The sequence below is a fragment of the Salipiger pentaromativorans genome (genome assembly GCF_024721115.1).
Classification (GTDB): domain Bacteria; phylum Pseudomonadota; class Alphaproteobacteria; order Rhodobacterales; family Rhodobacteraceae; genus Salipiger; species Salipiger pentaromativorans.
This window is the reverse complement of the sequence record NZ_JAMDHK010000005.1, coordinates 18,141-35,689: the sequence shown is the minus strand read 5'-3', so window position 1 is coordinate 35,689 and position 17,549 is coordinate 18,141. Positions and strand designations below refer to the sequence as shown.

18 protein-coding genes and 1 tRNA gene are annotated in these 17,549 nt (G+C 66.4%); 8 read left to right on the top strand and 11 right to left on the bottom strand.

Translation table 11 applies throughout. The features are described from left to right. The first annotated feature begins 6 nt into the window (after positions 1 to 6). On the top strand, positions 7 to 396 hold the full coding sequence (locus tag M4578_RS10055) for a Na+/H+ antiporter subunit G (protein ID WP_258093326.1): 390 nt from the start codon (positions 7 to 9) through the stop codon (positions 394 to 396). 6 nt (positions 397 to 402) lie between these two features. Here M4578_RS10055 and M4578_RS10050 read toward each other — a convergent pair whose 3' ends face one another. From M4578_RS10050 to ttcA, 8 genes are all read right to left on the bottom strand, one after another. Continuing rightward, entirely contained in the window at positions 403 to 903 is a 501-nt protein-coding gene (locus M4578_RS10050) for a SixA phosphatase family protein (protein ID WP_258093325.1), read from the bottom strand. Then, on the bottom strand, positions 900 to 1,583 hold the full coding sequence (locus M4578_RS10045; protein WP_258093324.1) for a 4Fe-4S dicluster domain-containing protein: 684 nt from the start codon (positions 1,581 to 1,583) through the stop codon (positions 900 to 902). Before M4578_RS10045 ends, M4578_RS10050 begins: the two co-directional genes overlap by 4 nt. Continuing rightward, positions 1,580 to 2,467, bottom strand: a complete 888-nt coding sequence (gene argB, locus M4578_RS10040) for an acetylglutamate kinase (protein ID WP_258093323.1) — start codon at positions 2,465 to 2,467, stop codon at positions 1,580 to 1,582. The genes M4578_RS10045 and argB overlap by 4 nt, the downstream gene beginning before the upstream one ends. A 139-nt stretch (positions 2,468 to 2,606) precedes the next feature. Then, on the bottom strand, positions 2,607 to 3,260 hold the full coding sequence (gene yihA / locus M4578_RS10035; protein WP_258093322.1) for a ribosome biogenesis GTP-binding protein YihA/YsxC: 654 nt from the start codon (positions 3,258 to 3,260) through the stop codon (positions 2,607 to 2,609). Further along, entirely contained in the window at positions 3,257 to 3,997 is a 741-nt protein-coding gene (locus tag M4578_RS10030; RefSeq protein ID WP_258093321.1) for an MOSC domain-containing protein, read from the bottom strand. The genes yihA and M4578_RS10030 overlap by 4 nt, the downstream gene beginning before the upstream one ends. Further along, positions 3,994 to 5,820, bottom strand: coding sequence for a membrane protein insertase YidC (gene yidC, locus M4578_RS10025; RefSeq protein ID WP_258093320.1), 1,827 nt, complete (start codon positions 5,818 to 5,820; stop codon positions 3,994 to 3,996). The genes M4578_RS10030 and yidC overlap by 4 nt, the downstream gene beginning before the upstream one ends. A gap of 125 nt (positions 5,821 to 5,945) precedes the next feature. Further along, entirely contained in the window at positions 5,946 to 7,499 is a 1,554-nt protein-coding gene (locus tag M4578_RS10020) for a putative bifunctional diguanylate cyclase/phosphodiesterase (RefSeq protein ID WP_258093319.1), read from the bottom strand. Between the two features lie 63 nt (positions 7,500 to 7,562). After that, positions 7,563 to 8,438, bottom strand: a complete 876-nt coding sequence (gene ttcA, locus M4578_RS10015) for a tRNA 2-thiocytidine(32) synthetase TtcA (protein WP_258093318.1) — start codon at positions 8,436 to 8,438, stop codon at positions 7,563 to 7,565. Between the two features lie 109 nt (positions 8,439 to 8,547). Between ttcA and M4578_RS10010 the strand changes: the two genes are divergently transcribed. Next, positions 8,548 to 9,012 carry a hypothetical protein gene (locus M4578_RS10010; RefSeq protein ID WP_258093317.1) on the top strand — a complete coding sequence of 155 codons (465 nt, stop codon included), beginning with the start codon at positions 8,548 to 8,550 and terminating at the stop codon, positions 9,010 to 9,012. Here the strand turns inward: M4578_RS10010 and yidD are convergent. The 3 genes from yidD to rpmH form a co-directional block, all read right to left on the bottom strand. Further along, complete coding sequence (yidD, locus tag M4578_RS10005; RefSeq protein ID WP_258093316.1) at positions 8,944 to 9,231, bottom strand: membrane protein insertion efficiency factor YidD; 288 nt, start codon at positions 9,229 to 9,231, stop codon at positions 8,944 to 8,946. The two genes, M4578_RS10010 and yidD, sit on opposite strands and share 69 nt — an antisense overlap. Further along, on the bottom strand, positions 9,228 to 9,614 hold the full coding sequence (gene rnpA / locus M4578_RS10000) for a ribonuclease P protein component (RefSeq protein ID WP_258093315.1): 387 nt from the start codon (positions 9,612 to 9,614) through the stop codon (positions 9,228 to 9,230). Before rnpA ends, yidD begins: the two co-directional genes overlap by 4 nt. Positions 9,615 to 9,675: 61 nt before the next feature. Beyond that, positions 9,676 to 9,810, bottom strand: a complete 135-nt coding sequence (gene rpmH, locus M4578_RS09995; protein WP_076623372.1) for a 50S ribosomal protein L34 — start codon at positions 9,808 to 9,810, stop codon at positions 9,676 to 9,678. Positions 9,811 to 10,067: 257 nt separating this feature from the next. Between rpmH and M4578_RS09990 the strand changes: the two genes are divergently transcribed. The 6 genes from M4578_RS09990 to M4578_RS09965 all read left to right on the top strand — a co-directional run bounded on the left by M4578_RS09990 (position 10,068) and on the right by M4578_RS09965 (position 17,548). Then, positions 10,068 to 10,823: a TVP38/TMEM64 family protein gene (locus tag M4578_RS09990; RefSeq protein WP_258093314.1), complete on the top strand. Its 756-nt coding sequence runs from the start codon at positions 10,068 to 10,070 to the stop codon at positions 10,821 to 10,823. Between the two features lie 3 nt (positions 10,824 to 10,826). Further along, complete coding sequence (locus tag M4578_RS09985; protein WP_258093313.1) at positions 10,827 to 12,245, top strand: dihydrolipoyl dehydrogenase family protein; 1,419 nt, start codon at positions 10,827 to 10,829, stop codon at positions 12,243 to 12,245. 17 nt (positions 12,246 to 12,262) lie between these two features. Continuing rightward, positions 12,263 to 13,645 carry a sensor histidine kinase gene (locus M4578_RS09980; RefSeq protein WP_258093312.1) on the top strand — a complete coding sequence of 461 codons (1,383 nt, stop codon included), beginning with the start codon at positions 12,263 to 12,265 and terminating at the stop codon, positions 13,643 to 13,645. Positions 13,646 to 13,708: 63 nt separating this feature from the next. Beyond that, positions 13,709 to 13,785 (top strand) — tRNA-Arg (locus M4578_RS09975). Between the two features lie 1,203 nt (positions 13,786 to 14,988). After that, the gene (locus M4578_RS09970; protein ID WP_258093311.1) at positions 14,989 to 16,368 is read left to right on the top strand and encodes an aminotransferase class III-fold pyridoxal phosphate-dependent enzyme; all 1,380 of its coding nucleotides are present in this window, start codon (positions 14,989 to 14,991) and stop codon (positions 16,366 to 16,368) included. A 43-nt stretch (positions 16,369 to 16,411) separates the two neighbouring features. After that, complete coding sequence (locus tag M4578_RS09965; RefSeq protein ID WP_258093310.1) at positions 16,412 to 17,548, top strand: extracellular solute-binding protein; 1,137 nt, start codon at positions 16,412 to 16,414, stop codon at positions 17,546 to 17,548. Position 17,549 lies beyond the last annotated feature (1 nt).

Here is a 17,549-nt window from a genome sequence, read left to right as displayed (position 1 = left end):
ACCGGAATGGACCAGGACATGACCTTGCTTTCCGAACTCCTCGTATCGGTCTTTTTGATCGTCGGCGGGATTTTCGGGCTGGTGGGCTCTTTCGGGCTGCTGAAGCTGAAGCAGACGATGCAGCGCCTGCACGCCCCCACCAAGGCGACGACGCTGGGGGTGGGCGGTGCGCTCATTGCCTCGATGCTCTATTTCCTGATGATCGAGGGTTCGGTTTCGTTCCACGAACTGCTGATCACGCTGTTCCTCTTCCTCACCGCGCCGATCACCGCGAATTTCATCGCCAAGACCTTCATGCAGGGCGATGTGCCGGAAAACGAACTGCCGCAGACCGGGCGCGAGTTCGGCTGGGCGGTCTATGACGATCCGCCCTCGGAAGAGGATGAGGAGAAGTAGCGCGGCTCAGGCCTCGCTTTCCTCAAGCAATTCGCGCGGAATGACAAAGGCGCGCGGCAGGCCAGTGCCCGGCCGCAGCTCCGGCCAATCGGCAATGTCGAACTCTGCCACCAGCGTGGCGCCTGTGGGGTAGTCGGCGAACCTCGCATGTCGCGGCGGTGTGGCGAGGATCTCCTGCGCAAATTCCGCGATGCCGGGGTTGTGCCCCACCATGAGCACCGTCTCGCCCTCCGCCTCGCTGAGCGTGTTCAGCATGGCGACAGGCCCGGCGTGATAGAGCCGGTCCTCGTAGCGCGTGGGGATGTCGAAGCCCAGCAGAGCCAGGGTTTCGCGCGTGCGGGTGGCGCTGGAGCAGAGAGCCTGATCGGGCAGCAGGTTCTCGCGCCGCAGCCAGTCCCCCAGCGCCTTGGCGCTGCGCCGGCCGCGCTTGTTGAGCGGGCGATGGTGATCGACCGTGCCCATCGTCCAGTCGGATTTGGCATGGCGCATGAGTATCAGCCGTTTCACGCGGATCCTCCCTCTCTGCCGGACCAGTTTTTCATGAAGGAGGCCATGTGAAAAGCCGCCTGTGCGCTTTGCCGCCGCATTCCCTGCGAGCGCGGGCAGGCGCGCCGCGCGCGGCAGCCGTTGTCGCGGCAGTCCTGTCCCGCGTCGCTGCGCAGGAAGCTCTGGCAGGTGGCGACGTCATAAGGCTCCCCGGCATGGAGCGCACCCACAGGGCAGGCGGTGGTGCAGGGCTGTGCCTCGCAGGACCGGCAGGGCGATTCCGGCGCAGGTGGCAGGTCGATGTGCCGGGGCAGGGCGATGGCGCCGCGGTAGCTGACGAGGAGCCCCGCCGTATCATGCACCAAGAGGCCGAGCGGGGAGGGAAAGGCGCGGCCCGAACGCTGGGCCCAGAGCAGGAACGGCGGCCAGGGCGGCCCGTCGGAGGGAAAATGCGCCGAGCCTCCCCAGCGGCTGGCCAGCGCACCGATGACGCGTTTCGACCAGCGGTCGAGCGGGTCGGGCGCGCCGTCCTGCGCTTCTCTCGAGGCGTGGAACGCGGGCCAGAATTGCGGCTCGTCGGGCCCGATCAGCAGAAGCGTGCCTGTCCCCTCGGGCGCGCCGTCGTCAGGAGAAGGATGAAAGGCGCCGCGCAGGGCCAGGGCCTGCGCCCTGGCCTCGGCTGCCAGCGCCGCGAGACTCACGCGGGGACGGGGGGCAGGTCGGCGGAGCGGATCAGCGAGCCTGCACCGTGCTCGGTGAAAAGCTCCAGCAGGCAGGCATTGGGCACCCGCCCGTCGAGGATCACCACGGCGCGGACGCCCTCCTCGATGGCCTTGAGTGCGGTTTCCGTCTTGGGGATCATCCCGCCCGCGATGGTGCCGTCCTCGATCATGTCGCGCACGTCTTCCGGGGTCATCGCTGTGACGACCTCTCCGGCGGCGTTCTTGACGCCGGTGACATCGGTCAGCAGCAGCAGCCGGTCGGCCTTGAGCGCACCCGCCAGCGCGCCAGCGGCGGTGTCGCCGTTGACGTTATAGGTTTCGGTCACGTTGCGCCCGGTGGCGACCGGGGCGACCACGGGAATGATGCCCGCGGCAAAGAGATCGCGCAGCACCTGAACGTTCATCTCGACCGGACGGCCGACAAAGCCCAGCTCGGGATCGTCGGGCTCGCAGACGATGAGATCGTCGTCCTTGCCCGAGAGCCCCACGGCGCGGCCGCCCTCGTCCATGATCGCCTGCACGATGCGCTTGTTCACAAGCCCGGTCAGCACCATCTCGACCACTTCCACCGTGGCCTTGTCGGTGACCCGTTTGCCGCGCACGAAGCTGCTTTCGATGTTCAGCCGTTTCAGCATGTCGTTGATCATCGGACCGCCGCCATGCACCACGACCGGGTTAACGCCGACCTGGCGCATCAGCACGATGTCGCGGGCGAATTCCGCCATGGCCTCGTCATCGCCCATGGCGTTGCCGCCGAATTTCACCACCACGACGGCGCCGGTGTAGCGCTGCATGTAGGGGAGGGCTTCGTTGAGGGTGCGGGCGGTGGCGATCCAGTCTCGGTTCATCTTCTGCTGCTTCATCTCTGGAGGCATCCTTCCGATGCGGTCGGGGTTGCCCCTTTGTTTTTCGGAAGGCCACGCAGGACGCAAGATTTTTCGTGCGAAAAATCTTGGCGGTGGCGGATGCGCGCCCGGAAAAATCTTCGTGAGAAGATTTTTCTCAGCCGAGCCCGGCGATGATGGCGCGCAGCGTGGCGATGCCATCGCCCTTTTCAGAGCTTGTCAGCACGATCTCGGGATAGGCGGCGGGGTGTTTGGCGAGCGCCCCGCGCACCTGCGTCAGAATTTTCTCACGGTCCTGCGCCTTGACCTTGTCGGCCTTGGTCAGCACCGCCTGAAAGGTCACCGCCGCGCGGTCGAGCAGGGTCATGATCTCTTCGTCCACCGGCTTGACGCCGTGGCGCGTGTCGATCAGCACAAAGGCCCGGCGCAGCGACACCCGGCCGGACAGGTACTGCTTCAGCAGCCGTTGCCATTTCTCGACCACCGCCACCGGTGCGTTGGCAAAGCCATAGCCCGGCAGGTCGACCAGATAGCTCGTGTCGCCCAGGGTGAAGAAGTTGATCTCCTGCGTGCGGCCGGGGGTGTTCGAGGCACGTGCTAGACCCTTGCGCCCGGTCAGCGCGTTGATCAGGCTGGATTTGCCCACGTTGGAGCGCCCGGCGAAACAGACCTCGACCCGGTCGTCCGGGGGCAGCCCGTCCATGGCCACCACGCCCTTGAGGAAATCGACCTCGCCGGCGAAGAGCTTGCGCCCGTGTTCGCGCGCGTCGTCATCGGGCTCTTCGGCAAGCGGAAAGGGAAGCGCATTCATGTCAGGGACACCTTGTTGTCTTGGGTGACCATGCCACCGGTTTCCACACGCGCATAGACCCCGAAGTCGCGATGGCGCCAGCGGGTGTGAAGCGCGCGGACGGGCTGCACATCGCGCAGGCCGGTCTTGGGGTTTGCTTCGGTCGCGCGGCAGCGCTCGATCCGCGCCGTTACTTCCAGTGTGACGGCCCCGATGCAAAGGCTTTTGCCGACCCACTCGAACTCTTCCCAGGGCGCCAGCCCGTCCAGGATCAGATTCCCACGGAACCGCTCGATCTCGAGCGGCTGGCCGATGACATCCGACAGGGCGCGCAGGCTGGCAAGATTGAGGATGGCAAGCTCGGCCCTGCCATTGTCTCCCATGCCCTGAGGCGGCGCGGCGACAAGGGTACGCGGCGCCGGCGCGGTTTCCGGCCAGAGCGGGCGGACCCAGTCGATCAGCGCGGGGCCGTCCTTCGCGGGGGCAAGCGAAAGCGCGGGCCGGTCCGGGTGTGACAGGGTCAGCCTGCCGTCCGGTTCCGTGATCGCGCGCACCTGGGCAAGCCGGGGGCCGTTTGCGACCACGAGAAAATTCTTGCGGGGTTGCCAGTCTGTCGTCTGCGCGGCGCCATCATGCTGAAGCGCCCATGCCCGGTCTCCGGGCATGGGCGCGTCCTTGGCCAGCGTCACCGTTTCAAGGGGTTCGGAACCGATCCCCTTGATCGGGTGCCGCCAGATCTGGGCGAGGTGGGCGCTCATTTCTCTGCCGCGTCACTCTCGGCTTTCTGCTTGCGCCGGAAGCTGGCCTTGATGTTCCCGAACACGTCCGGCTTGAAGCCCTGGCTACGCATGATCAGGTACTGCTGGGTGAAGGTGATCGTGTTGTTGGTGATCCAGTAGAGCACCAGACCGCTTGCGAACCCGCCGAGCATGAACATGAAGACCCAGGGCATCCAGGCAAAGATCATCGCCTGCGTCGGATCGGTGGGTGCCGGGTTCAGCTTCTGTTGCAGCCACATCGAGATGCCCAGAAGCAGCGGCAGGATGCCGATGAAGACCAGCGCCAGCGTCGTGCCCGCCTCGGGGGCTGCCCAGGGCAGCGCGCCGAACAGGTTGTAAAGCGAGGTCGGATCGGGCGTGGAGAGGTCCTGGAACGGGCCGAGCCAGGGGGCCTGACGCAGTTCGAAGGCGACGAAGATCACCTTGTAGAGCGAGAAGAAGATCGGGATTTGCAGCAGGATCGGCAGGCAGCCCGAGGCGGGGTTGACCTTTTCACGCTTGTAGAGCGCCATCATCTCCTGCTGGAGCTTCTGGCGGTCGTCGCCCGCGGCCTCCTTGAGCTTCTCCATCTGCGGCTGGAGTTCCTTCATCTTCGCCATGGAGACGTAGGACTTGAACGCCAGCGGGAAGAGCAGCGCCTTGAGGATCAGCGTCAGCGCGATGATCGACCAGCCCATGTTGCCGATGAGCTGGTGCAGGTGGTGCAGCAGCCAGAAGATCGGCTTGGTCAGGAAGAAGAACCAGCCCCAGTCGATGGAATCGATGAAGCGGTCCACGCCCTGCTGTTCGTATTCACGGATGGTTTCCCATTCCTTGGCTCCGACGAAAAGCTGGGTGGTCACCTGCTGGGTGCCGCCGGGGGCCAGCGTCATGGTCGGCAGCACCGCCTCTGTCTGGTAGATGTCGCGCCCGTCGTCGTATTTCGCCACCTGCTTGAAAGCGCTGCCGGGGGCGGGGATGAGCGTGGTCATCCAGTAGTGGTCGGTAAAGCCGATCCAGCCGTTCTCGGCCACCTGCGTGACCTTGGAGCGGGCGCCTTCGCTCGCCACCATGTCGAGGTCGGGCATGTCGGTATAGTCGATCTCGTCGAGCTTGCCGTCGGCCATGGCGACGACGCCTTCGTGCAGCACGAAGAACTTCTTGCGGTCCACGGGCTCGCCATGGCGGGCGATGATGCCATAGGGCGCCGCCGAGACGGTGCCGGAGCCGGTGTTCTCGACCGACTGGGTCACGGTGAACATGAAGTTCTCGTCCACCTCGAGCGTGCGGCGGAAGATCAGGCCCGAGGGGCTGTCCCAGCGCAGGACCACGGGGCTGTCCGAGCCGAGCGTTTCGCCGGCTTCGATCTGCCATTCCGTGTTGGCGCCGGGAACGTCGGCCTGCGTCAGCCCGGCGCCCGGTGCCCAGCCGTAGAGCGCGTAATAGGCGTGGCCGCTGCCCACCGGTTCGAGCACCTGCACATTGCCGGACTCCGGGTCGGTGGTGACGGTGTAATCCTTGAGCTTCAGTTCGTCGAGGCGCCCGCCGGAGAGCGAAATGGACCCCGCGAGGCGCGTCGTGTCGATGGCAAGACGCGGCGCGTCGGCGGCCTCGACCTGGGGCGCCGAGGGTCCACCGTCGGCCACCGCCGAGGGAGCGGCGGTCGGCGTGGCGGCGGCATCGCCGGCCACGGGCGCGGTTGCGACCGGTTGGGTCTGGTCCTGAGCGGGCTCTTCCGGGGGCGGGAATAGCAGGAACCAGATGAGGATCACGACAAAGCTCAGCCCAGTTGCGATGAGCAGGTTCTTGTTCTGATCGTCCATGCGAAGCCGCCGCCCTGTCCTTGGAAAGTCACCGCCGGGTTCAACAGGCAGGACCTGCAAAGGTCAAGCCGATTCCGGGCGAACAGGGGGTTTTGTGACCATTTGGAGCAGCCGCAGGGCCGGCGCTATCCGGTGCTCCGGCCGACGTTCTGGGCGGCGGCAACCCGCTGAGCATGGCTGCGCGCCCAGTCGGTCAGCTTGTCGGCGGGCATCGGGCGGGCGATGCCGAAGCCCTGGACATGGTCGCATCCGAGCTGGGCAAGCAGGGCGTGTTCGGCCACGCTCTCGACCCCTTCGGCGACGGTTTCCAACCCCAGCCGGTCGGCAAGCCCCAGCACCGCCGCCAGCATGCGGCGCTGTTCCTCGTCGCGGTCCACGCGGGTGACGAAGCTGCGGTCGATCTTGAGCCGATGCACGGTGAACCGCCGCAGCGCGGTGATCGAGGCGTGACCGGTGCCGAAATCGTCGAGGTCGATCTGGCAGCCGAGCTGCGACAGCGAGACGATGTTGCGCGCCACGATCCCCTCGGGGGAATCCGCGATCACCGTTTCCAGCACCTCGACCCCCAGCCGCGAGGCGGGCATTCCAAAGCGGTCGAGTTCCCATTTGATGCGCTCGACGAGCTGCGGGCCGCACAGCTCGACATCCGAGAAGTTCACGCTGACGCGCGGGATCTCGATCCCGGCCTCGTCCCAGCCGCGCAGGGCGGTCAGGCTGTGCTGGAGGACGACCTCGCTCAGCCGGTCCATCTGGCCGGCCTCTTCCAGCGCGGTGAGAAATTCCATCGGCGGCACGATCCCGCGTTCCGGATGCAGCCAGCGCGCCAGCGCCTCGACACCGCTGATCTGTCCGGTCGAGGTGCAAAGCTGCGGCTGGAACCAGGGCTGGATCTGCCCCTTGGCCAGCGCGCGCTCGACCTCGCCCAGCAGGGTTTTCCGCGCCCGCCGTTCAGCGCGCATGCTGTCCGACCAGGAGCGAATCGCCGAGGGGCCGTTGGCCAGCGCCTCGGTCAGCGCGGTTTGCGCGGCCTCGACAAGCTGCGCCCCGCTGCCCTGGCCGCGCAGCCGGACCGAGCCGCAAAAGCCGATGGCCATGGAAAGATAATGCGTCCCGGTCTCGGTCGCGGCCGGCTCCTCGAGCCCGCGCTGGATGCGGTCGGCGAGTGTCAGCAGCGTTTCGAGGTCGAGCCGCAGCGACGGCCCGAGCAGCACCATGAAGCGCGAATCCCCCACGCGCACCACCCGGTCGCCGCGCCGCATCAGCTTGCGCAGGCGCGCCAGCAGGGTGTCGCGCAGGCTTTGCACCGAATCGTCGCCGCTGCGGCGCGCCACCTCGTCGAGCCCCTCGGCCTCGATCATGAAGCAGGCGGTGGCGAGATGGGCCGCCCGGGCGCGGGTCAGCATCTGCTCCGCCAGCTCCTGTGCGGTGGCGGTATCGACCAGATCGGGCAGCGGACGCTCTGCCGGGGCGGCGCCGGGCCTGCCGTCGGAGAAAAGCGCGTAGAGCGCCGGCAGCCCCAGCGCCACGGAGATCAGCGCGACCTCTCCCCCAAGCCAGAACCCGGCGAGCGACAGCGCGGGGAGGAAGGCGAGCATATGCGCGCCGTGGATCCATCTCGACAGTGTTTTCGACAGTGTTGCGCGGTGCCGGATCAGATCGGCCCTCAGCCTCGATGTCATCGTCCCGCCCCTTCTTGCTGATGCGGACGGGAACAGGACTAGAACAAGGAGGTAACCCGAGACTTAACGCAGGTCGGGGATGTCGGAGTTTTTTCCCTCCGCGCCGCGCATCAGCCCCGCGAAATCAAACAGTTTCGGGTCGAGCATATGCGAGGGCCGGATATTCATCAGCGCCCGGAACATCACCTGCCGGCGGCCGGGGCTGTTCTTTTCCCAACCGTCGAGGATCTGCTTCACCTGCTGGCGCTGCAACCCGTCTTGCGACCCGCAGAGATCGCAGGGAATGATCGGGTAATTCATCGCGCGGGCGAATTTCTCGCAATCGGCCTCGGCCACATGGGCGAGCGGGCGGTAGACGAAGAGATCGCCCTCTTCGTTCACCAGCTTCGGCGGCATGGTCGCCAGCCGCCCGCCGTGAAAGAGGTTCATGAAGAAGGTTTCGAGAATGTCGTCGCGGTGATGGCCCAGCACCACCGCCGAGCAGCCCTCTTCCCGGGCGATCCGGTAGAGGTTGCCGCGCCGCAGCCGCGAGCAGAGCGCGCAAAAAGTGCGGCCCTGCGGAACCTTGTCCATCACCACCGAATAGGTGTCCTGATACTCGATCCGGTGCGGCACCTGCATCTTGTCCAGAAACTCGGGCAGTACCGTCGCGGGAAAGCCCGGCTGGCCCTGATCGAGATTGCAGGCCAGCAGATCGACCGGCAGCATGCCGCGCCATTTCAGCTCGTGCAGCACGGCGAGCAGGGTGTAGCTGTCCTTGCCGCCGGACAGGCAGACCAGCCATTTCGGCGTGCTGCCGTCCTCGCGCCGTTCGACCATGCCATACTGCTCCACCGCCTCGCGCACGTTCTGCACGATGCGCTTGCGCAGCTTCTTGAACTCGGTGCTCTTGGGAGCGCCGTAGAACAGCGGGTGGATATCGTCGGCGGTGTCGAACATGGGGTCAGCACATAGCGCGGGCCGGGCGCCTTGACCAGCGGCGATGCGGGCGATTGACAGCCGCCGGGCCGTTGTCGGAAACCGGGCTGGAGGGAAGAGAGGGGCGCGGATGCTGGCGCTGGTGCATATGCTTCATCTGGTCACGGCGGTCGTCTGGGGCGGCGGGCTGGTGTATCTGTCGGCCGTGGTCTACCCGGCGCTGGCGCGGCTGCCCGCCGCCGAGGCGCGCCGGGTCTTTGCCGCGCTGGCGCCGTTCTCAAGCACACTGATGGGCATGGCCGGCGTGCTGGCGATTCTCAGCGGTATCGCGCGGGCCTGGCTGGCGGGGGTACAGCGCTGGGGAGATCTGACCGGGGGCTACGGGCTTGCGGTGCTGAGCGCGTTTCTTCTGGCGTTTTTCTATCTCGGGGCGGTTGACGGGTTTTTCCGGCGCCGGTTCCGCAAGATGATGCTCGCGCCGGAGATCTTTGCGCAGCAGGCGAGGAGGATCGCGCGGCGCAATGCGCTACTGATCGTTGCCGGAGTGATGGCCGTCGTGATGCTGATGGCGGCACTGCGCCTTGGTCTTGTCTGACTCGGGCACGTTGTCGATGCCCGAGCCGCCCCAGGGGTGGCAGCGCAGGATCCGGTGGGCGGCAAGATAGCTGCCCTTGATGGCGCCGTGTTTCTCCAGCGCTTCCAGCGCGTAGGCGGAACAGGTGGGCTGAAAGCGGCAGCCGTGGCCGACCCAGGCGGAGAAGAAGAGCCGATAGAACCGGACAGGCAGGGCGACGATATGGGCGAGCGGGCTCATGTCTCGGGTCCGTGCAGCTTGCGCAGGGCGTGTTCGAAATCGCGCTGGAGCAGCGGGAAGGGGCGGTCGGCGGTCGCGTCGCGGCGGCCGATCAGCACGTAATCCCAGCCGGGCCGGCCCAGAGTTGGCAGCGCCAGGCGCGCAACCTCGCGCAGCCGCCGCTTGGCACGGTTGCGGGCGACGGCGTTACCGACCTTCTTCGAGCAGGTAAAGCCCACGCGGATCGACGGATCGTCGTCGTTCCGGCGCCGGGCCTGCACCAGCATGGAGCCGACGGGCTGACGCCGGGCACGCGCGGCGGCGAGAAAATCGGCCCGCTTGCGCAGCGTCGCGATTTTCGGCTTGGCACTCAACGGATCACGCACAAGGGCCGCTTCGGTCATTTCCGAAGCGGCCCCGGTGTGTCGATGCGTGTCCCGCTCCGCCATGGGCAGAGCGCGCGGCTCAGGCGCTGAGCTGCTTGCGGCCGCGGGCGCGGCGCGCGTTCAGGACCTTGCGGCCCGCTTTGGTGGCCATGCGGGCGCGGAAGCCGTGACGGCGCTTGCGAACCAGGTTCGACGGCTGAAAGGTGCGTTTCATCGCGCTCTACTCCGTTTTCGGGCAGCCCGGGGCGGATTCGCCGGGCCGGTGTCATTCGAAGCCCGTGCTATAGGGAGGCGCGCTGCACATGTCAAACCTCTATCGCGCGAAAGCTGCAACATTTCGCCCGGCCCCATGCCGCGCAAATGTTACAGCCCCGGGGCCCGGCCCTGCAAACGCGGCACGCGGGCCTCACTCCGCATCAAGGCGGCGTGAAGGGGCTGTTGCCGTGCCGCGCCCTGCCGCATCTTGAGCACATGACCGAGACCAGCTCCGACCCCGAGACCGCCATGGCCGTTCGACAGAAACGCCGACTCGCCCGCCACATGCCGCTGGCGATCATCCTGATCGCCGCCGTGCTGGGGTTTCTGACGCTGCGCGACTACATCAGCTTTGACACGCTGCGCGACAACCGCGAGGCGCTTCTGGCGCTGCGGGATGCGCAATATCTGCTGATGGCGGGGGGCTTTCTGCTTGCCTATGTGACGATTGTCGCCTTTTCGCTGCCCGGGGCCGCGGTGGCGTCGGTCACCGGCGGGTTTCTCTTCGGCCTTGCAGCGGGCACCGTGCTGAACGTGGTGGCGGCGACGGCGGGGGCGGTGCTGATCTTTCTGGCCGCACGGGCCGGGCTGGGCCGCGCGCTCGCGGCGCGGATGGACGCCTCGGAGGGGACGCTGGGCCGGGTGAAGGCAGGGCTGCGCGACAACGAGGTGAGCGTGCTGTTCCTGCTGCGGCTGGTGCCGGCGGTGCCGTTCTTCGTGGCGAATCTGCTGCCCGCGCTGGTGGGGGTGAAGCTCTGGAACTTCACCTGGACCACGGCGCTGGGAATTATCCCCGGCGCGCTGGTCTTCACCTCGATCGGCGTCGGTGTCGGCGAGGTCTTCGACCGGGGCGAGGCGCCGGATCTCAGCCTGCTCTGGGCGCCGCATGTGATCGGGCCGCTTCTGGGGCTCGCGGCGCTGGCGGCGCTGCCCATGGTGATCCGCGCCCTGCGCGGCCGGAAGGGAATCTGAGCCATGCAACGGATCAAGACGGATCTTCTGGTGATCGGCGCGGGGTCGGGCGGGCTTTCGGTGGCGGCGGGCGCGGCGCAGATGGGCGCCGATGTGGTGCTGCTCGAGCGCGGCGAGATGGGCGGGGACTGTCTCAACTATGGCTGCGTGCCGTCGAAGGCGCTGATCGCAAGCGCGCAGCGTGCCTTCGGGATGGCCCATGCCGCACCCTTCGGCATCGCGCCGGCCGTGCCGCAGGTCGATTACGCGGCCGCTCAGGGACATGTGGCCGAAACCGTCGCCCGTATCGCGCCGATGGACAGCCAGGAGCGGTTCGAAGGATTCGGTGTGCGGGTGATCCGCGAAGAGGGCCGGTTCATTTCGCCGCGTGAGGTGCAGGCCGGGGAACATGTGCTGACCGCGCGGCGCATCGTGATCGCGACGGGGTCCTCTCCCTTCGTGCCGCCGATTCCGGGGCTCGCGGATGTGCCCTATCTGACCAACGAGACGCTGTGGCGGCTGCGCGAGCGGCCGCGCCACCTGCTGGTGATCGGCGGCGGGCCCATCGGGCTCGAGATGGCGCAGGCGCACCGGCGGCTGGGCAGCGAGGTGACGGTGATCGAGGCGCAGCGGGCGCTCGGGCGGGAAGACCCTGAACTGGCGGCCATCGTGCTGCAGGAGCTGCGCGCCGAGGGCATCGACATCGTCGAGGAGACCCAGGCGCAGGCGGTGCGCGGAGGGGCCGGTGCCATCGAGGTCGAAACCGCCGCCGGCCAGGTGTTTCGCGGCAGCCATCTTCTGGTTGCTGTGGGGCGGCGGGCGAATATCGAGGCGCTTGGGCTCGAGGCGGCCGGCATCGCCGCCACCCGGGCGGGCATCACCGTGGATGAGGGGCTGCGGAGCACGAATCGCCGGGTCTACGCGATCGGCGACGTGGCGGGCGGGGCGCAATTCACCCATGTGGCCGGCTATCACGCCGGGCTGGTGGTGCGGAACGCGCTCTTCGGCCTGCCCGTCTCGGCAAAGCCGCTGATCCTGCCGCGCGCCACCTATACCGCGCCCGAGCTGGCGCAGGTCGGGCTGACCGAGGCCGAGGCGCGGCAGCGCCACGGCGACCGGCTGGAGGTCTTGCGCCTGCCCTATCAGCACAACGACCGGGCCATCGCGCAGCGTCAGACAACGGGTCTGCTCAAGGTGATGGTGGTCAAGGGGCGCCCGGTCGGCGCCTCTATCGCGGGCGCGCAGGCGGGCGAATTGATCGGCACCTGGGCGCTGGCGCTGTCGGCGGGGCTCAAGATGAGCGATGTCGCAGGGATGGTTGTGCCCTATCCCACCATCGGAGAGCTTAACAAACGCGTTGCGGGCGCCTATTTCTCTCCACGACTGTTTGAAAACGAAACAGTGAAGACAGTTGTGAGACTGGTGCAGCGCTGGCTGCCCTGACGGGACCAAGACCCTTTATGCTCAATTCGCTCTCCGGCCGTTTCCTGATCCTCACGACGGTGTTCGTGATGCTGGCCGAAGTGCTGATCTTCGTCCCCTCGGTGGCGCGCTTTCGCGAGGATTACCTGATCGACCGGCTGGAGCGCGCGCAGATCGCCTCGCTGGCGCTGCTCGCCGACGACATGATCGACCCGGATCTCGAACGCGAGCTGCTGGCCAATGCCGAGGTTTACAACGTCGCCCTGCAGCGCAATGCCACGCGCGAGCTGATGCTCGCCTCGCCGGTGCCGGGCCCGGTGTCGCAGACCTACGATCTGCGCGAGGCGGGGCCGGTGGCGCTGATGCGCGACGCCATCATCCGGCTGGCCGACCCCGAGCCGCGGCTGATCCGGGTCGTCGGCTACCCCTCGCGCGAGGCCGGCCAGCTCATCGAGGTCACCATGGACAGCGCACCGCTGCGCCATGCGATGATCGACTACGGGCTGCGAATCCTGCTGCTGTCCGCGGTGATCTCGGTGATCACCGCGCTGCTGCTGTTCCTTGCGGTGCGCCGGTTGCTGGTGAAGCCGATCAAGGGCGTGGTGGCGCATATGCAGCGTTATGCGGAGGCGCCGGAGGACGCGCGCCGCATCATCAAACCCTCTGCCGGCGTCGTCGAGCTGCGGGAGGCCGAAGAGGCGCTGCAATCGTTGCAGACCCAGCTTTCGGCGAGCTTGCGGCAGAAGGAACGCCTTGCGCAGCTTGGCGGCGCGGTGGCGCGGGTGAGCCACGACCTGCGCAACATCCTCACCTCGGCGCAGCTTTTCACCGACCGGATCGAGATGTCGGAGGACCCGTCGGTCAAGCGCATGGCGCCCAAGCTGGTGGGGTCGATCACCCGCGCCGTGTCGCTCTGCGAGAACACGCTGGCCTTCGGCAAGGCCGAGGAGCCGGCGCCGGTTCTGACGCAGTTCAACCTGGCGGAACTGGTCAACGAGGTGCTCGAGGCCGAGCGGCTGGCCATCGGCGAGCATGACGTGAGCCTGTCCGAAGGCATTCCGGGATCCTTGCAGATGCGCGGCGATCCCGAGCAGATCTATCGCGTGATCAGCAATCTCGTGCGCAATGCGCGGCAGGCGATCACCGGTTCGGGCCGTCCGGGCGAGATCAGCGTTGCCGCCCATGCGGAGGACGACGCCTGGGTGATCGAGGTGACGGATACCGGGCCGGGCCTTCCGCCCAAGGCGCGCGATCACCTGTTCCAGCCATTTCAGGGCGGCGTGCGCAAGGGCGGGGCGGGCCTCGGGCTTGCCATCGTGGCGGAGCTGGTGCGCAACCACGGCGGCACGCTGCGGTTGGCGCGGTCGGACGAGACCGGAACCTGTTTCGAAATCCGCCTTCCGATGGGAGATGTGGGATAAGCGGAAATTCTTGCCGAAAGCCCCTTGCAAAGCCGGGCGGGTGAGTCTAAATCCGGCCTCCACGGACCGATAGCTCAGCTGGATAGAGTACTTGACTACGAATCAAGGGGTCGGGGGTTCGAATCCTCCTCGGTCCGCCAGAATTCCAGAGGCCCGATGCCCAGCGCATCGGGCCTTTTCCTTATGGAACAGCAGGTTGGTTGTGCGCCGACAATCTCCGACCAGCCTTGCGCGGGCACATCCCGCAACAGAATCCGCACCATTGTTGCATTTGCCGTGAGCGTCGGGATCATCCCGGTTCCCACCTGTACCCTGCTCGGAACCTCTCAGAACCGCCGCCGGATCGCCCGGCACGGTCCTGGCAAGTCCCATGCGTGGCACGTCGAGATGGCGGCGCTTCTCACAGTTGCGATCACGGGAACCCTAGCGCTTTGCGCTATGCAATTTTCCGCGGGGCCCAAGCTCATCTCTACCGAGCGTTCAGAAAATCCGGATCGAGTCTTCTCGCAGGCCGGAGGACGTTGGGGCTCGGGCGGAGGTCGCTCAGGCGCCGAGCGTGGGATATTTCAGGTCCGATGGTGACAAGCGTTGGGGAAGCGGATGTGATCTGAGCGCCCATTGCCGCCCGCAGTCTCTGGGTCGAACCGAGGTGCGGTCGCCATATTGGTGGTGACCCGGTACAGTCCATGTCGTCCTCAATGGCATTTCGGCTCAATCCGAACCGGACCGAACCACGGCGGCATATTCCTGCCTCTGACGCCCGACCGGTTCACGACGCCCGGCAAGAGCGTCTCGGTTCGGCTTCGCGCGTATTTTGATCGGATCGTGACCTCGCGGCCGCTTCCCGCCGTTCGCGTACTCTCGGACGAGGGGGCGTCCCAGAGGGGCGTGACTGCGACGGGCGGGACAGACCTCTCAAAGCCGTCCTTTCGGAGACCGCTCCGCGACAACCGGGATCCCGTGGCTGCGACCCCCGAGCCAAAACGGAGACGCTCTGCACGGCTATCTGTCCAGGACCCTTGGAAAACGCCGGTTGGTGGAGGGCGATGCGCCCCTTCACACGTCTCGCGCGGCAGAACCCAGAAACGCCACTTTCCGCCACGCCAGCCACCCGCCTGGATGTCGGAAATCGTGCTCGTCTGCGGCTGAATGCCGAACTCGCATGAGCCATCAGAAAACAGCATTTGCTTCGCCGTGCCCGAGTTCCCCAATGTAGCGGCAGGCAGCGTTCTACAGCGGGCCGACTTCTGGATTTTCCTGGCATGTAAATGCGTGTGGCATTTGCATTTTGGCGGGCAAGCGAAGGCTTGGCGCGGCCTTCCGGTGCAATATGGAGATACGTCTTGGACTATAAAATATCGAATTCTCTGGTGGATATGGATGTCGCCAGCATGTTGCATCCGCAAACCAATGCCAGGGTGCATCTTGAAAAAGGCCCGATCATCATCTCCGGAGCCGAAGGCACGCGCATTTTCGACGAAGCGGGAAGAGACTTTATCGACTGTATTTCGGGGATGTGGTGCTGCCCACTCGGCTTCAAGAGCGAGAGGCTGGCAAAGGTCGCCTACGATCAGATGAGCGCGCTTGGATATTATCATCTCTACAAGCACCATTCCCACGAGCCCGCCATCCGGCTGGCCGACAAGATCATGGAAACCGCGCCTTCGTTCATGTCGCGGGTGATCTTCCAGAACTCCGGCACCGAGGCGAACGAGGCCGCGCTCAAGCTCTGCTGGTATTACCAGCACGCGGTCGGACGGCCCGAGCGGACAAAGGTCATCGGCCGCAAGGGCGGGTTCCACGGCCAGTCGACCGCCATGTCGAGCCTGTCGGGGCGCTCGGACTATCAGGTGGGCTTCGGCCTGCCGATGAGCGACCGCTTCCTGCTGACCGAAATGCCGCATTACTACCGCAACCACGAGGCGGGCGAGACCGAGGAGCAGTTCTCCGACCGCATGGCCGCCGCGCTCGAGGAGCTGATCCTGCGCGAAGGGCCGGAGACCATCGCAGCCATGTTCGCCGAACCCATCATGGGCGCGGGCGGCGGTCTGATGCCGCCCGAGGGCTATTTCGCCAAGATCCAGGCGGTGCTGCGCAAATACGACATCCTCTTCGTGGCCGACGAGGTGATCACCGGCGTCGGGCGGACTGGCAACTGGTGGGCCACGCAATCGTTCGATCTGCAACCCGACATCATCACCTCGGCCAAGGGGCTGGGCTCGGGTCTGGTGCCGATCGGCGCCGCCATCGTCGGGCCGCGCATCTTCGACGCGGTTCTGACCATGAGCGACCGGCTCGGCAATTACTCGCAGGGCTCGACCTTCGGCGGCAACCCGGTCTGCACCGCAGTTGCGCTCGAGACGCTGACGATCATCGAGGAAGAAGGGCTGATCGCGCATGGCAGCGCGCTTGGCGATTTCTTCCACTCTCATGTGACCGGCGACAACAGTCACCCGATGCTGGCCGATGTCCGCAAGATGGGTGCGATGGTCAGCATGGAGCTCATGGCGGATCAGGAGACGCGCAAGCCGTTCGATCCTTCTGTCAACATCATGGGGCTGATCGGCAAACACTGCAAAGAGCACGGGGTCGCCGTTCGTCTCAACAGCAACCGGCTCGTCTTTGCCCCGGCACTGAACATGTCGATGGCGGATGCGGAGCAGGCGGCGGAACGGTTCCACCGCGGCATCGCGGCGGCCTGGGACGAGGCACGGTCCATATAGATCCCGAACCGGGACGACGACCTCATAACAACAGGGGAACGCAATGACTGACAGACAGGATCTTATGAACCCGCGGCCCAGCCGCCGGCGGCTGCTCAAGCTGGGGGCGGCGGCGCTTGCCGCGCCGCTCGTCTCCAGGGCAGGCCCGGCGCTTGCCCAGGCCGAGCCGCTGGCCGGCAGCGGCGAGGTTGTGGTCTTCACCTATGGCGGCTCGATGACCGAGGGGCTGCGCAACCATGTGTTCAACCCCTTCACCGAGGCCACCGGCATCGAGGTGGTCGACGTGACGGCGGATCTGGCGGAATCGCAGGTTCAGGCCATGTTCCAGTCCGGCAAGGTGGAATGGGACACGGCGCTGATCCGCGCCATGCTCTACCCGCAGATGTCCGCCGAAGGCATGTTCGCCGACATCGACTACGGGCTCTGGGATGCCGAGGCGCTGCAGGGCGTTCCCGAGGACCGGCGCCCGAAGGATGCGGTTGTCGCCTTCTCGCCCGCGACGCTCTTTGCCTATGACACGCGCGTGTTTTCCGGCGAGGTTCCGCAGACCTGGGCGGATTTCTGGGATGTCGAGAAATTCCCCGGCCCGAGGGGGCTCTACGCCCAGGAGAGCAAGCAGAACATCGAGGCCGCGCTTCAGGCCGACGGTATGGCCAGCAGCGACATCTATCCGCTGACCGATGACAAGCTGGCGCGCGCCTATGCCAAGCTGGACGAGATCCGCCCGCATGTCAGCCGCTGGTGGGCCGCCGGAGGCGAGGGGCCGCAGCTGATCGCCAACCGCGAATACGTCATGAGCAGCTGCCCCGACGGGCGGGCAATCGCGGCGATCAACAACGGCGCGCCGCTGGGTCTGAGCTGGAAGGGCGCGCATATCCACCACAACTACATGACCATTCTCGAAGGCGGCCCCAACACCACCAATGCGCAAAAGCTCCTGGCCTATATCAACCGTGCAAAGGTTGCGGCGGCCTGGACGCAGGGCACCGGCTTTGCCAGCTCGAACCGGAACCAGCTGGAGTATCTGCCCGCCGAGCTGAGCGCGATGCTCGGGATCAGCCCGGAAAACGCCTCGGATCTGGTGATCGAGGATTCCGCCTGGATGGCGTCGATGCGGGCCGACGGCAAGACCAACGCCGACTACCTGCAGGAGCGCTGGCTCGAATGGCGCAGCGCCTGAT